11 protein-coding genes are annotated in these 12,976 nt (G+C 66.6%); 7 read left to right on the top strand and 4 right to left on the bottom strand.

The genetic code is table 11. The features are described 5' to 3' along the window. The first annotated feature begins 26 nt into the window (after positions 1 to 26). From ACN9MX_RS14465 to ACN9MX_RS14455, 3 genes are all read left to right on the top strand, one after another. Positions 27 to 1,034, top strand: a complete 1,008-nt coding sequence (locus ACN9MX_RS14465) for a DNA topoisomerase IB (RefSeq protein ID WP_426387175.1) — start codon at positions 27 to 29, stop codon at positions 1,032 to 1,034. 27 nt (positions 1,035 to 1,061) lie between these two features. After that, positions 1,062 to 2,240, top strand: coding sequence for a mechanosensitive ion channel family protein (locus ACN9MX_RS14460; RefSeq protein ID WP_426387174.1), 1,179 nt, complete (start codon positions 1,062 to 1,064; stop codon positions 2,238 to 2,240). Positions 2,241 to 2,343: 103 nt separating this feature from the next. Beyond that, a complete protein-coding gene (locus tag ACN9MX_RS14455; protein ID WP_363831093.1) occupies positions 2,344 to 2,730 on the top strand; it encodes a hypothetical protein in 387 nt (128 codons plus the stop codon). Positions 2,731 to 2,779: 49 nt separating this feature from the next. Here ACN9MX_RS14455 and dgcA read toward each other — a convergent pair whose 3' ends face one another. Then, on the bottom strand, positions 2,780 to 3,754 hold the full coding sequence (gene dgcA, locus ACN9MX_RS14450; RefSeq protein WP_426387173.1) for an N-acetyl-D-Glu racemase DgcA: 975 nt from the start codon (positions 3,752 to 3,754) through the stop codon (positions 2,780 to 2,782). 96 nt (positions 3,755 to 3,850) lie between these two features. On the opposite strand from dgcA, the gene ACN9MX_RS14445 reads away from it, so the two are divergent. Together ACN9MX_RS14445 and ACN9MX_RS14440 are read left to right on the top strand one after the other, a co-directional pair. Continuing rightward, on the top strand, positions 3,851 to 5,149 hold the full coding sequence (locus ACN9MX_RS14445) for a class I SAM-dependent methyltransferase (RefSeq protein WP_363755695.1): 1,299 nt from the start codon (positions 3,851 to 3,853) through the stop codon (positions 5,147 to 5,149). 142 nt (positions 5,150 to 5,291) lie between these two features. Further along, the gene (locus ACN9MX_RS14440; protein ID WP_426387172.1) at positions 5,292 to 7,079 is read left to right on the top strand and encodes an ABC transporter transmembrane domain-containing protein; all 1,788 of its coding nucleotides are present in this window, start codon (positions 5,292 to 5,294) and stop codon (positions 7,077 to 7,079) included. A gap of 12 nt (positions 7,080 to 7,091) precedes the next feature. Here ACN9MX_RS14440 and ACN9MX_RS14435 read toward each other — a convergent pair whose 3' ends face one another. Continuing rightward, positions 7,092 to 7,418, bottom strand: coding sequence for a hypothetical protein (locus ACN9MX_RS14435; RefSeq protein ID WP_363738913.1), 327 nt, complete (start codon positions 7,416 to 7,418; stop codon positions 7,092 to 7,094). A gap of 2 nt (positions 7,419 to 7,420) precedes the next feature. Then, on the bottom strand, positions 7,421 to 8,374 hold the full coding sequence (gene pip / locus ACN9MX_RS14430; RefSeq protein WP_426387171.1) for a prolyl aminopeptidase: 954 nt from the start codon (positions 8,372 to 8,374) through the stop codon (positions 7,421 to 7,423). Between the two features lie 127 nt (positions 8,375 to 8,501). Here pip and ACN9MX_RS14425 point away from each other — a divergent pair, with 127 nt between their 5' ends. Then, positions 8,502 to 9,260 carry a class I SAM-dependent methyltransferase gene (locus tag ACN9MX_RS14425; RefSeq protein ID WP_426387170.1) on the top strand — a complete coding sequence of 253 codons (759 nt, stop codon included), beginning with the start codon at positions 8,502 to 8,504 and terminating at the stop codon, positions 9,258 to 9,260. A 320-nt stretch (positions 9,261 to 9,580) separates the two neighbouring features. Further along, positions 9,581 to 12,235, top strand: coding sequence for a TonB-dependent receptor (locus tag ACN9MX_RS14420; RefSeq protein WP_426387518.1), 2,655 nt, complete (start codon positions 9,581 to 9,583; stop codon positions 12,233 to 12,235). Positions 12,236 to 12,381: 146 nt separating this feature from the next. Here the strand turns inward: ACN9MX_RS14420 and ACN9MX_RS14415 are convergent, their stop codons facing one another. Further along, positions 12,382 to 12,699 (bottom strand): PilZ domain-containing protein, encoded by a 318-nt coding sequence (locus ACN9MX_RS14415; protein WP_363738905.1) that lies wholly within the window; start codon positions 12,697 to 12,699, stop codon positions 12,382 to 12,384. Between the last annotated feature and the right edge of the window lie 277 nt (positions 12,700 to 12,976).

Genomic DNA, 12,976 nt, shown 5'->3' with positions numbered 1-12,976 from the left:
CGATCGACGGCGGGTTTCGGAAAATCATGCCGTCTGTTTCCGTCGTCCATGCCAATGACAGCCTGCCTGGCATCACGCGCCGGGCCGCGAAAAGGGGATGGGCCTATTTCGACGCGGGCGGCAAGCGCATCACCAATCGGGAAGAGATCGACCGGCTGAACGCCATCGCCATGCCGCCCGCCTATCGCGACTGCTGGTTCTGCCCCCACCCGCACGGCCATATCCAGGCGACCGGCTATGACGACCGGGGCCGGAAGCAATATCGATACCATGTCGATTTCCGCGCCGCGCGGGAGGCGGAGAAATATGCCGGCTGCCCGGCGTTCGGCCGCGCCCTGCCCAAGCTGCGCGCGCGGATCGAGGCCGACCTGTCCAGGCGCGGACTGCGCAAGGAAAAGACGCTGGCCGCCGTCGTCCGCCTGCTCGACCTGGCCAAGGTGCGCGTCGGCAATGAACAATATGCCGCCGCGAACAAGAGCTTCGGCGCGACCACGCTGCGCCGCCGCCATGTCGACCTGCGCGGCCAGGCGCTGCGCCTGCGATATCGCGCCAAATCGGGGCGGGAGCATGAGCTGACGATCACCGATCGCCGGCTCGTCCGCTTCGTTCGCGCGATGCAGGACCTTCCGGGACAGCATCTCTTCCAATATCTGGATGAGGAAGGGATCGCCCGGCCGATCACCTCCAGCGACGTCAACGCCTATATATCGGAGGCGATGGGCAGCGATTTCACCGCCAAGCATTTCCGCACCTGGGGCGCCTCCGTCATTGCGTTCGAGACGCTGGCGGCGGGCGACGTGTCGCTCGGGCAGATGATAGAGCCGGTCGCCGCAGCCCTGGGCAATACCCCGGCGATCAGCCGCAAAAGCTATATCCACCCTGCGCTGATCGCACTTTGCCGCGATGGACAGGATGTCTGGCGACAGGGGCTTCGCCTGCCGCGCGCAACCCGCTATCTGTCCCGCTACGAACGCGGACTGATCGTCTTTCTGGAAGAGGCTGGCGGAACGGCCGCCCTTCCGATAGCGGCCTGATCCGCGGGCCCGAACGCAAGGATTTTCATGGCTGCCGAAAAAGACACCGCCACGCTGCCGCAGATCGATGTCCGCCCGCCCAACCTCGGCGAGATGTGGCACTCGACGGTTCACTGGTTTTCGCTCCACTATCCGCAGATCCTGATCGCCATCGGCGCGGGGGTGATCGTCTACAGCCTGCTGACGGTGCTGCGCGGCGTCGGCGGGCGGTTGAAGGGGCATCCGGGCGACACGCTGGGCCTTGCCAATGTGGTGGGCCGCGCCTTTGCCCGCACGACCCATTTCTTCATGGTGATGGTCGCCGCGCGGCTGGTGGTGAGCTATGCCAGGCCGCCGGAGATGGTGCTCAAGACCATCGCCTTCCTCTTCACCATCGCCGCCGTCTTCCAATGCGCGATCTGGGCGCGCGAGATCATATTGGGCCTGGTGGAACGGCGCACCTCGGCGGACGAGGGCCAGAGCCTGGCCAATGCCATGGGCCTGATCCGCGTGCTGGTGACCTTTGCCCTGTTCGCCATCGCGCTGATCGTCGTGCTGGACAATCTGGGGGTCAATGTCACCGGCCTGGTCGCGGGCCTTGGCATCGGCGGCATCGCCATCGGCCTTGCGGCGCAGGGCATATTTTCCGACCTGTTCGCCGCGCTGTCGATCATCTTCGACAAGCCGTTCCGGCTGGGCGAGGTCATCACCTATGACCAGACCACCGCCCGCGTGGAGCGCATTGGCCTTAAAAGCACCCATCTGCGCGCGATGAGCGGCGAGAAGAAGGTGATATCCAACGCCAACCTCCTCCAGAAGGAGATCACCAGCCTCCAGACGCTGGCGCAGCGGCGGGTGAGTTTCGCCATCGGCATCATCTACCAGACGCCGGAGGACAAGGCCGAGGCCATACCCGCCATATTGAAGGAGATCGTCGAAGCGGAAGGGCATGTTTTCGTCAATGCAGGCCTGGTCAGCTTCGGCGCCAGTTCGCTCGACTATCAGCTCAATTTCGACGTGCCCGACCCGGACACCCATGATTATTTCGGGTCACGGCACAGCGTGGGCCTGGCGATATGGAAGCGTTTCAACGCGGAGGGGATCGAGTTTGCCTATCCGACGCAGACCAGCTTCACGGCGGCGCCGGACGGCCGCGCGATCATGCCCTATCCGGAAGTGCAGCCGGTGGTCCGCGTCGGCCAGCCGCAGCGTGGCGCCCAGGGCTGACTCGCCCGACCGCATATCGGACTCGCTCTGCCTGCTCCCCCTTGCCCGGCGCGTCGGCGGGAGTCAGTCGGGGAGCGCCCTGAACGGATAATTCGGAACAGTCATGAAAAAGATCTGCCTGCTGACCGCCGCCGCGCTCGCCTTCGCCCCCGCCGCCCATGCCGAGGGGATCGGCGCCGAACTCAACTATGGGCGCGCCGACGGGCATTGGGGAACGGAAATCGGCGCCGGCTATGCCATGGATATTGGCGGCTTCAGCCTGACGCCGGGCGGCGGCGTCTATCTGCGCGACGGCGACACGAAGCTCTACGGCCGCGTGGAGGCAAGCTACTCCCTCCCCGCCTCCGCCACCATCGGCGCTGGCGTACGCTTCAGCAGCGACAATGTGCGGCCCTATGCGACGCTTGCCATGCCGCTGATCCCCAAGCTGCGCGCCAAGGCCAATGTAGGACCGAAATATTATGCGCTGGGGCTGACGCTGGGCTATTGATATCGGCGTCGGGCTGCCGCGAATGTCCGACGATCGCTTGGAAATCGCTCTAGATCTCGCCCCACAGGTTGCCCGGCCATAGCTGCCCCTCGCGCAGTTCCAGTCCCCCTTCCCGGTCCTTCGCCAGCAGCAGCGCGCCATCCAGGTCGATCCAGTCCGCCCCCTGCGCGACCAGCGCGGCGGGAGCGATGCCCAGCGACGTGCCCAGCATGCAGCCGACCATCACCCGGAATCCCCGCGCCCGCGCCTCCCGCGACAGGGCCAGGGCCTCGGTCAGCCCGCCCGCCTTGTCGAGCTTGATATTCACCGCGTCGAAATCGCCCAGCCGGTCGAGGTCGGCCCGTGTGTGGCAACTCTCATCCGCGCAGAGCGGCAGCGGCGAACGGACCCCTGCCAACCGTTCCTCCCGACCATGGAAGACCGGCTGCTCGACCATCTCCACCCCCAGTTCCGCCAGGGCCCGCGCCTCGTCCGCGATATCCAGATCATGCCAGCTCTCATTGGCGTCGACGATCAGCCGCACCGCTGGCGCCCCTGCACGCACGGCGGCTATGCGCGCCCGGTCGCCATCCCCGGTCAGCTTGCATTTGAGCAGGCCGAAACCGCGCGCCGCCGCTTCGCGCGCGTCCGACTCCATCTTTTCCGGATCGCCCAGGCTGATGGTGAAGGCGGTGGGCAGCGGGCCGGGCTTCTCCACGCCGGCGAGTTGCCACACCGGTACATCGGCGCGCTTCGCCTCCAGATCCCACAGCGCGCAGTCCAGCGCATTGCGGGCGGCCCCGCGCGGCATCGTCTCCAGCAACGCCTCCCGCTCCAGAGGCCCTGCATAGGCCTGGATCGCCGCGGCGCAGCCTTCCGCCGTCTCCCCCTCATAATAGATCGCCGTGCCCTCGCCTCTTCCGACATGCGTGCCATCGCCCACCGTGCAGACGACCACATCCACCGATGTCTTCGCCCCACGGCTGATGATGAAGGCCCCCGCGACCGGCCAGCGTTCAACAGTCGCGGATATGATGCGGGTCATCGGCGTTCCCTATGCTGGCAAATATACGGGTCTATGCGAACGGTCTATCCCGCCGCATAACCAGTCTCCACCCGCAGATAAAGGACAGGCGCACCCGTGACCTCCAGAGAATTGACCGGAATCCTGTCCCTCGGCGATGCCGACGCATCGGCGTCCCGACGGCGGCCGTCGGATGCGCTGGGCGACTGGGCCTGGCGCATCGGTTTCGGCGCGATCAGCTGGCCCTGGCTGCTGGCCAGCCTGTCGGGCGGGCGCAAGGCGGACAAGCGCGCGCTGCTCGACGAGCTTGGCCTGCCCCATGACGCGCTGCCGCATCTGGGTAGCTGGAAGGCCGATGTCGGCTTCCTGCGCCATATCGTCCGGGAAATCGCGGAGCTGCGGCCCGCCCATGTCGTGGAACTGGGGGCGGGCGCATCGACGCTCATCGCGGCGCGCGCCCTGGCGCTGCATGGCGGGGGTCGGCTGACCAGCTTTGACCAGCATGACGGCTTCGTGCAGGCGACCCGCAACTGGCTGGCCGATCACGGACTGACCGCCGATCTGCGCCATGCGCCGCTGGCCGTGGAGAGGGAAGACTGGCCGGGCCGCTGGTACGACATCGACAGCCTGCCCGAGAGGATCGACCTGCTGATCATCGACGGGCCGCCCTGGGCAGTGCATCCGATGGTGCGCGGCGCGGCGGACAGCCTGTTCTCCCGGCTTTCTCCGGGCGCCGTGGTGTTGCTGGACGACGCAGCGCGTCCCGGCGAACGGCTCGTCGCCCGGCGCTGGCGCAAGCGTTGGCCGCATATCGAATTCCGGCTGAGGCATGACGGAACCAAGGGGACGCTGGTGGGCCGGCGCCGCGACCCATCCCTCCCGGTCGCCAACGACAATGACCATCACCGCCTTTGGCGCCATCTGGGCCGGGCAGCGGGCATCGTCGCGCTGATCGCCACGGGCTGGATTGCGCGCGGCGAACTGGGCGAATTCCCGCAACCCGCCCAGGCCTCCGCCTTCCTGGACGAGGCCGCCGCATCCCACCGCACGGGGCTGCTGCGCCAGAGCATGGCATCCCAGGTGGAAAGCGCCACGCTCAATCCCGCCGAAATCCAGCGTTCGACCGGTATCGTCCTGCCGCCGCTGCCCGCCAGTTGGCATGTCCAAGACGTGCAGCTTTATCCCACGCCCGACAGCCCGGCCATCGCCGTTTCGATCACCACGCCGCAGGGGGAGCAGCTCTCCTTCTTCGCGGACCGGGCCGAAACCCCGGCGGAGGCGCGCCCGCTGCTCGCCCGGCGCGCAGATGACGTCATCGCCTATTGGGAGGCGGGCGACATGGCCTATGCCCTGACCGGCCGCGCCGGGCCCCAGCGCATCATGACGCTGGCGGCGGAGATCGCGCCCGCAAGCTAGCGGCCTTTCGATGCCGCATTTCCCGAGCCGTCGACCGTAACCGGTCAACTTGAAAATGCTCCGGGGCGCACCGCCAGAAAGGGTCGGATTTCGAATCCGGGAATGTTCCCTTTCCCGCGAAATCCCTTTAGAGCCCGGCGTCATGCAGGATGTGGAACAGCCATCGCCGCGCGCCGGGACGCGCCCCCCACTGGGCAGCCTGTCGATGATCTGGCACTTCGCCAGACGCTATCCCGGCCGCATCGCGGGGGCGCTCTTCGCCCTTCTCGTCTCGTCCGCCGCCACGCTGGCGATCCCGAGCGGGTTCCGGCTGGTGATCGACCGCGGCTTCATGGGCGGGGGCGACATCAGCCGCTGGTTCGAATATCTGTTCCTGATCGTCGCGATCCTGGCGCTGGCCACGGCCGCCCGCTTCTACTTCGTGTCCTGGCTGGGGGAGCGCGTCGTCGCCGACATCCGGTCCGCCACCCAGGCCAATCTGCTGCGTCAGGAACCTCGTTTCTTCGAGGAAAACCGACCGTCCGAAATCGCATCGCGCATGACCGCCGACACCGCGATCATCGACCAGGTGGTGGGATCGACCGTGTCGATCGCGCTGCGCAACGTGGTGACGGGCATCGGCGGCCTCATCTATCTCTTCGCGCTGGCGCCCAAGCTTGCCGGGCTGCTGCTGCTTGGCATTCCCGTCATATTGGTCGCGATCATCGGCCTTGGCCGCCGCGTGCGGGCGCTGTCGCGGGCAAGCCAGGACCGGCTGGCCGAAGTCGGCAGCGTCACGTCGGAAACGCTGGGCGCGATGAAGATCGTGCAGGCCTTCGGCCAGGAGGGGCGGGAAGCGGCGCGGTTCGACAGCACGGTCGAGGCCGGCTTTGCCACCGCGCGCCGCCGGATCGCGCTGCGCGCGGCGATGACGGCGATCGTCATCGCGCTGGTCTTCGGGTCGATCACGGCGGTCATGTGGCAGGGTGCGCTGGACGTTGCCGACGGGAAGCTGTCCGGGGGCAGCATCGCCGCCTTCGTCCTGACAGGCGGCCTGGTCGCGGGCGCTTTCGGTGCGCTGTCGGAAACCTGGGGCGACCTGCTGCGCGGCGCGGGTGCCGCCGGGCGGCTGCATGAGTTGATGGGCGCGACCCCACAGATCACCGCTCCGACGCGGACCGTGCCGGTGCCGCGGACCGAACATGGCGCGCATCTTCAGTTCGAGGACGTGCATTTCCGCTATCCCACCCGCCCCGACCAGGCGGCCCTGCACGGCATTTCGGTCGACATCGCGCCAGGCGAGACCGTTGCGATCGTCGGCCCCTCCGGCGCGGGGAAATCGACCCTGATCCAGTTGGCACTGCGCTTCTACGATCCCGATTCGGGCGTGATCCGGCTCAACGGCGTGCCGCTGCCCCAGGCCGATCCGGCGGAAGTGCGCGGCATGATGGCCATGGTGCCGCAGGAAAGCATCCTCTTCGCCGCCTCCGCACGCGACAATCTGCGCTATGGGCGATGGGATGCCAGCGACGAGGATATCTGGGCGGCGGCCCGTGCCGCCAATGCGGAGGGTTTCCTGCGCGCCCTGCCGCAGGGCCTGGACAGCTTTCTGGGTGAAGGAGGCGCGCGCCTTTCCGGCGGCCAGCGCCAGCGGCTGTCGATCGCCCGCGCCCTGCTGCGCGATGCGCCGATCCTGCTGCTGGACGAAGCGACATCCGCCCTCGACGCCGAATCGGAGCGGCTGGTGCAGGACGCGCTGGGACGGTTGATGCAGGGCCGCACCACCATCGTCATCGCCCATCGTCTGGCCACCGTGAGGGCAGCCGACCGCATCCTGGTGCTGGATGAGGGGCGGCTGGTCGAACAGGGCGACCATGCCACGCTGATGCAGCAGAAGGGGCTCTATGCGCGGCTGGCCAATCTGCAGTTTCAGGATGTTGCCGCCAGCTGAGGGGCGTGGCGGTCAGTGCGTGCGGCTGGTGACGTTCGCGGTGCCGTCGGCCTGGATCTCGATCAGATGGGCCGTGCCGTCATTGCACTCGGCCTTCCAGCCCTTGACGCCGGGCCGGACTTCCGTGCGCTCCGATCGGGTGACCGTGGGGCAAGCCGCCCCCGACGCGCGCACGGCCCGTTCCAGCACGCCGTTGCGCTGGGCCTCGTCAAGCTTCGCGACGGCCGCAGCGGCGCCGGTTTCTGGCGTTTCCCGGCGATCGACGGCCGTGATCCGGTCGCTGCTATCGCCGCAGGCGATCAGGGTGAACACCCCCGCCAGCACCATCCATGTGCGCATGATTATCCTTTCGCTTGAGCGGCAAACCCGTCCGTCGCCCGGATGAGCGCGTCCAATATGCCGGGTTCGTTGAATGCGTGGCCCGCCCCTTCGATCATTTCGAAGCGCGCCTGCGGCCAGGCCCGGTGCAGCGCCCAGGCGGTTTCGGCGGGACAGGCCATGTCATAGCGGCCCTGCACGATGACGCCGGGGATGCCCGCCAGTTTTCCGGCGTCGCGGATGAGCTGGCCTTCCTCCAGCCAGCCGCCATGGACGAAATAATGATTTTCGATCCGCGCGAAGGCGAGCGCGAAATCATCGGCCTCATGCGTGGCGGACAGCGTCGCGTCGGGCATCAGGCGGATGGTTTCGCCTTCCCAGACGCTCCAGGCCTTGGCCGCGGCGATCTGCCGCAACCGATCGTCGCCGGTCAGGATGCGGCGATAGGCGTGGAGCAGGTCGCCGCGTTCCGATTCCGGGATGGGCGCGACGAAGCGTTCCCATTTGTCCGGATAGATGCGGCTCGCGCCCTGCTGATAATACCAGTCGATCTCCTGCCTGCGGATGGTGAAGATGCCGCGCAGCACCAGTTCGGTGACGCGCTCGGCGTGGCTCTGGGCATAGGCCAGGGCCAGCGTCGAACCCCAGCTTCCGCCGAAGACCAGCCATTGGTCGACCCCCATCATCTGCCGCAGGCGTTCGATATCGGCGACCAGATGCCAGGTACTGTTCGCCTCCAGCTCCGCATGGGGCGTCGAGCGACCGCAGCCGCGCTGGTCGAAAAGAAGGACATCGTAGCGTTCCGGATCGAACAGGCGGCGGTGATCGGGCGATATGCCGCCGCCCGGCCCGCCATGCAGGAAGACGGCGGGCTTTGCGCCCGGCGTTCCCGCCCGCTCCCAATAGATGCGGTGGCCATCACCGACGTCGAGATATCCTGAAGCAAAGGGTTCCAAGGCGGGATAAAGCGTGCGCATGCACCAATGTGTAGAAAGTCTGGCGGCCAATGCAATCGACGGACGCGCGATCCGCTTCGATCGGCGACGCTTGAGTGGCGACGAAGCCCGGTGCATCTTTCGCGCGATTCATACAGGAGGGATTCCGATGCGTTCCACCCTTGCGCTTGTCTGCGCCGGCCTTGTCTTCGCTTGCGCTCCCGCTGCCCTGGCGAAGGCACCCGATTTTGCCGCCGCCATTGCCGATCCCGGGCGCCCCGCAGAGGCAAAGGCGCTGGACGAGGGACGCAAGCCGGCCGAAACGCTTGCCTTCCTTGGCCTGAAGCCGGGCATGAAGGCGGCGGACATCGTGACGGGTTCCGGCTATTGGGCGGAGATCATGGCCGATGTCGTCGGTCCGAAGGGGACGGTGACGGGCTTTGAGCCCAGCCAGTTCACGGCCGATGCCGAAAGCCTCCAGAAATGGCAAAAGCTGCAGGCCCGTCGACCCGAGGTGCGGTGGGTCAGCTATCCTTTCGAAGCTTTCACCGCGCCGCCCGGCAGCTTCGACTTCACCATCCTCAACCTCAATTATCACGACCTTTACTGGCAGTCCCAGGAGATGGGCATTCCCGTCGCCGATCCGGCCGCCTTCGTCACGGCGCTCTACGCGGCGACGAAGCCGGGCGGGATCGTCGGCGTGATCGATCATGTCGGACCGGCGGGCGACACCCGGGCGATCGTCGACAAGCTGCACAGGATCGATCCGGCGGTGGTGAAGGCCGACTTCACCAAGGCCGGCTTCGTGCTGGAGGCGGAAAGCCCGTTGCTGGCCAATCCGCAGGACGACCACAGCAAGCCCGTGTTTGATCCCGCCATCCGCGGCAAGACCGATCGCTTCCTCTTCCGCTTTCGCAAGCCGAAATAAGGATCGTTCGAACGCGGGAGGCCGGAAACGGAAGAAGCGGTCGGTGGTGCTGGGCGCGCCATCCCGCTGCGGGGCGCGTAGCGGCCATGGGCGCCCCGACGCGCGAGGGCGGCCTCATGAAGGCGGCGTCATGGATCCGGCATCCTATTCCATGACGCTTTCCGACCGGCGGTGCGACGCCGGATTACATTTTGCGACAAATCTTTACAGGCGTTGCCAGAGTCTTGCGACAACTCCCCCCTAGAGGGAGGGCATTCAGGTTCCAATCCCAGGGGGTCATAGTGCGCCGTTCCTTCGCCTGCTTTCTGCTTCCATTGATGATGAGCGCGGCGCCGGAGGCGCTGATGGCGCAGACGGAGGGCCCCAAAGGCCCGGCCGGGCAGATGGACGATGCCGATGAGATCGTCGTCACCGGCCAGCCCCAACGCGGCGCCGTGGTCGGCAATATCAAGCCGGAGCAGCAGCTTTCCCCGGCCGATGTGCGTGCCCTGGGCGTCACGTCCATATCGGAGATGATCACGGAATTGTCGCCCCAGACCAACGGAACGCCGGTAGTGCTGCTGAACGGCAAGCGCATCTCCAGCTTTTCGGAGATTCAGGACATCCCGTCCGAAGCGGTGGCGCGCGTCGACATCCTGCCCGAAGAAGTCGCGCTCAGCTATGGCTATGCGCCGACGCAGAAGGTGGTGAACATCGTGCTGCGCCAGCGGTTCCGCGCCGAGACGGTGGACCTGCGCGCGGGCACGACGACGCAGGGGGGAGGCGACAACGGCTCCGCGGAAGGGGCCGTGCTGCGCATCCGGGGCGACAATCGCTTCACCCTGGACATGCAGTACAAGACCGCCGCATCGTTGCTGGAGAGCGAACGCGGCGTGGTGCCGACCGTGCAGGGCGATCGGGCCAATCAATTGTCCGGCATCGGCGCGTTTCTGGTGGGCGAGAATGGCATGACCGGCGGCGAGCTGGCGCATCATCGCACGCTCAGCCCGGCGACCGAGAGCTTTGCCACCAATGCGACCCTAGCCCGCGCGCTGGGCAAGATATCCATGTCCCTCAACGGACGACTGGAACTGTCCGACAGCGACAGCCTGCAGGGGTTTCAGGCAGCACAGTTCGACCTGGCCGCCGGCAATCCCTTTTCACCCCTGTCCACGCCGACGAGTTTCTATCGCTACCTGCGGCAGGCGGGCGAGCTGGGGCAACAGATCAGGGGCACGACGGGCCATGTCGGCCTGACGTTGAACGGCCTGTTGGGAAGCGGCTGGCAATGGTCCTTCACCGCCAATGGAGACTATTCCAACACCCGCACCGCGACGGATCGAGGCGTGGGCACGGCGGCGATCCAGAACGCGATCGACGCGGGGGCGGACCCCTTTGGCAGCTTCTCCGCCGACCTGCTGTCGACGCGCCTGATCGACCGGGCAAGGGCGGAATCGAAAGCGGTGCAAGGCGACCTGCTGCTGTCGGGTCCGCTGTTCGACCTGCCGGCCGGGGCGGTGACGACATCCGTTCGGGTGGGCGGCTCGGCCAATGGCTTTGACAGCTGGTCAACCCGTTCGGGCGTGGAGCGCGACACCAGCTACAGCCGCGAAATCGGCAGCGGGCAGATCAGCCTGGACGTGCCGATCACCAGCCGGACGAAGGGCGTGCTGGGCGCAATCGGCGACATCGGCGTCAATGTGAATGCGGCGGCCCAGCATTATTCCGACTTCGGCACGCTGTCGACGCTGGGCTACGGCATGCGCTGGCGGCCGGTGCCCGCCGTGCAGTTGCTGATGTCGGCCAATCAGGATCGCGCCGCTCCCACGGGCCAGCAGATCACCGATCCGCTGATCTCCACGCCCAACGTGTCGGTGTTCGACTATGCGACCGGACAAACCGTGTTCGTGACGCAACTGAGCGGCGGCAACGCCGCGCTCCGGGAGAGCGTGCGCGACCAGTTCCGCCTGAGCGCCACCATCAAGCCGTTCGACAAGCCCAATCTGACCCTCACCGCGACCTATACCAACAGCCGGACCACCAACCCGATCTCGGCATTCCCGACGCCGACCCCAGCGATCGAGGCCGCCTTTCCGCAGCGTTTCCTGCGCGACGAGGACGGCAATCTGGTGCAGATCGATGCGCGGCCCGTCAATTATCTGCGTTCGCAGAGCGAGCAGCTGCGCTGGGGCTTCGATCTTTCCATTCCGCTGAAGTCGCATATCCAGAAGGTGGTGGAAGCGTGGCGGGCCGCGGGCGCCAAGCCGGAGGAGCGGCCCAAGGAACTGCAGGATCTGCGTGGATTGTTCGGCAATCGCGGACCGGAGGGCGGTGCCGGAGGGCCTCCTCCTGGACCGGGTGGTGGCGACCAGCCGCGGGGTGATGGCGATCGCGGCGGACCGGGCAGCCAGGGCGGAGGCTTTGGCGGCGGGCCGCGAGGACCGGGCGGCGGACCTGGCGGACCTGGCGGTTTCGGCGGCGGACGGGGCGGCGGAGGCGGAGGGCGGCTCAGCTTCAGCCTCTACCACAGCTGGCATTTCAACGAGAACATCCTGATCGCGCCCGGCGTGCCGGAACTCGACCTGCTCAATGGGGGTGCCACCGGATCGTCGGGCGGACAGCCCCGGCATGAGCTGAATGCGCGGGCCGGCTATACCAATAACGGCCTGGGCGCACGGTTGAGCGTGGATTGGCAGAGCGGCACCCATGTCGATGGGGCGCTGGGCGGAACGGCTGGTGGCGCATCCCGGCTGGATTTCAGCAGTCTGGCGACGGTGGACCTGCGCCTGTTTGCGAATCTGGGGCAAATGCCCTCGCTGGTGAAGAACCATCCCTTCCTGCGCGGTGCGCGCGTTTCGATCGGCATCGACAATCTGTTCAACCAGCGGCAGAGCGTCACCGATGCAAGCGGCAACACGCCGGTCCGCTACCAGCCGGGATATATGGACCCGACGGGCCGTGCAGTGACGATCAGCTTTCGCAAGCTGTTCTTCTGAGGAAACCGGCCGCGGCTTTTATCGGTGCCGCCATAGGGTCGGTGTTGCCGAAGCGAGGCTGCGATCGCGACAGGGCGATCTTCGCGGGTCGGGGGGGAAGCGCGATCAGGCGATTTCCCGGCATATCCACCAGCTGAAGCGCGTGATTATTCGCCGAGTCGGATGATGTGATCCAGAATGGCGGGGTGCAGCGGCCGTTCGAAGACGCATCCCGATTCATGCGCCCTGGTCCACAGCACGCGCGCGCGGCGGCCTTCAAAGCCGGGCAACATGATCCACAGATCATCGTCGGCTGTCAATTTCATGAAGCTTTTCAGGCGGAAGCCGACTTCGGAGACATCCGCGATGTGGCTCTTGAACCAGGTCTCGCCCGGTCGCCGCACCCGAACGGCGATAAGCGCCGTGCGGCGATCTGCGAGACGCGCGTTGCCGCTATAGGGTTTTGTCTGAACTCTGACGCCCATGATCCAATGCCGATTTGACCATCAGCATCATCGCCTTTCACGGTGAAGAAAGCATTAAGCCGCATCTGGCGCGGCAAAAATAAGGGGCCGCCGAAGCAGCCCCGTTCAAGGTTGCGCATCTCGCGCCCGATTGCGTCACCCCAGCCCGCGCCCGGAAACGGGAAGTCGAACATTCCCGGCCAGACAGCGGCGGCGTTTTCGCGCCCTGGGAGCACATGGACATCCGATGATCCAGCGGATGCCCGCCATGCGCTCCTTACGATGCGCATTCCCGGTT

It is taken from the genome of Sphingobium sp. R-21 (assembly GCF_049913335.1).
Taxonomy (GTDB): Bacteria; Pseudomonadota; Alphaproteobacteria; order Sphingomonadales; family Sphingomonadaceae; genus Sphingobium.
Note: the sequence above shows the minus strand (reverse complement) of the source record. Positions and strands in the feature narration are given on the sequence as shown.

Coding starts and splice junctions, on each gene's coding strand:
- ACN9MX_RS14465 (WP_426387175.1), top strand. CDS start 27: ATGCCGTCTGTTTCCGTCGTCCATGCCAATGACAGCCTGCCTGGCATC.
- ACN9MX_RS14460 (WP_426387174.1), top strand. CDS start 1,062: ATGGCTGCCGAAAAAGACACCGCCACGCTGCCGCAGATCGATGTCCGC.
- ACN9MX_RS14455 (WP_363831093.1), top strand. CDS start 2,344: ATGAAAAAGATCTGCCTGCTGACCGCCGCCGCGCTCGCCTTCGCCCCC.
- dgcA (WP_426387173.1), bottom strand. CDS start 3,754: ATGACCCGCATCATATCCGCGACTGTTGAACGCTGGCCGGTCGCGGGG.
- ACN9MX_RS14440 (WP_426387172.1), top strand. CDS start 5,292: ATGCAGGATGTGGAACAGCCATCGCCGCGCGCCGGGACGCGCCCCCCA.
- ACN9MX_RS14435 (WP_363738913.1), bottom strand. CDS start 7,418: ATGCGCACATGGATGGTGCTGGCGGGGGTGTTCACCCTGATCGCCTGC.
- pip (WP_426387171.1), bottom strand. CDS start 8,374: ATGCGCACGCTTTATCCCGCCTTGGAACCCTTTGCTTCAGGATATCTC.
- ACN9MX_RS14425 (WP_426387170.1), top strand. CDS start 8,502: ATGCGTTCCACCCTTGCGCTTGTCTGCGCCGGCCTTGTCTTCGCTTGC.
- ACN9MX_RS14420 (WP_426387518.1), top strand. CDS start 9,581: ATGAGCGCGGCGCCGGAGGCGCTGATGGCGCAGACGGAGGGCCCCAAA.
- ACN9MX_RS14415 (WP_363738905.1), bottom strand. CDS start 12,699: ATGGGCGTCAGAGTTCAGACAAAACCCTATAGCGGCAACGCGCGTCTC.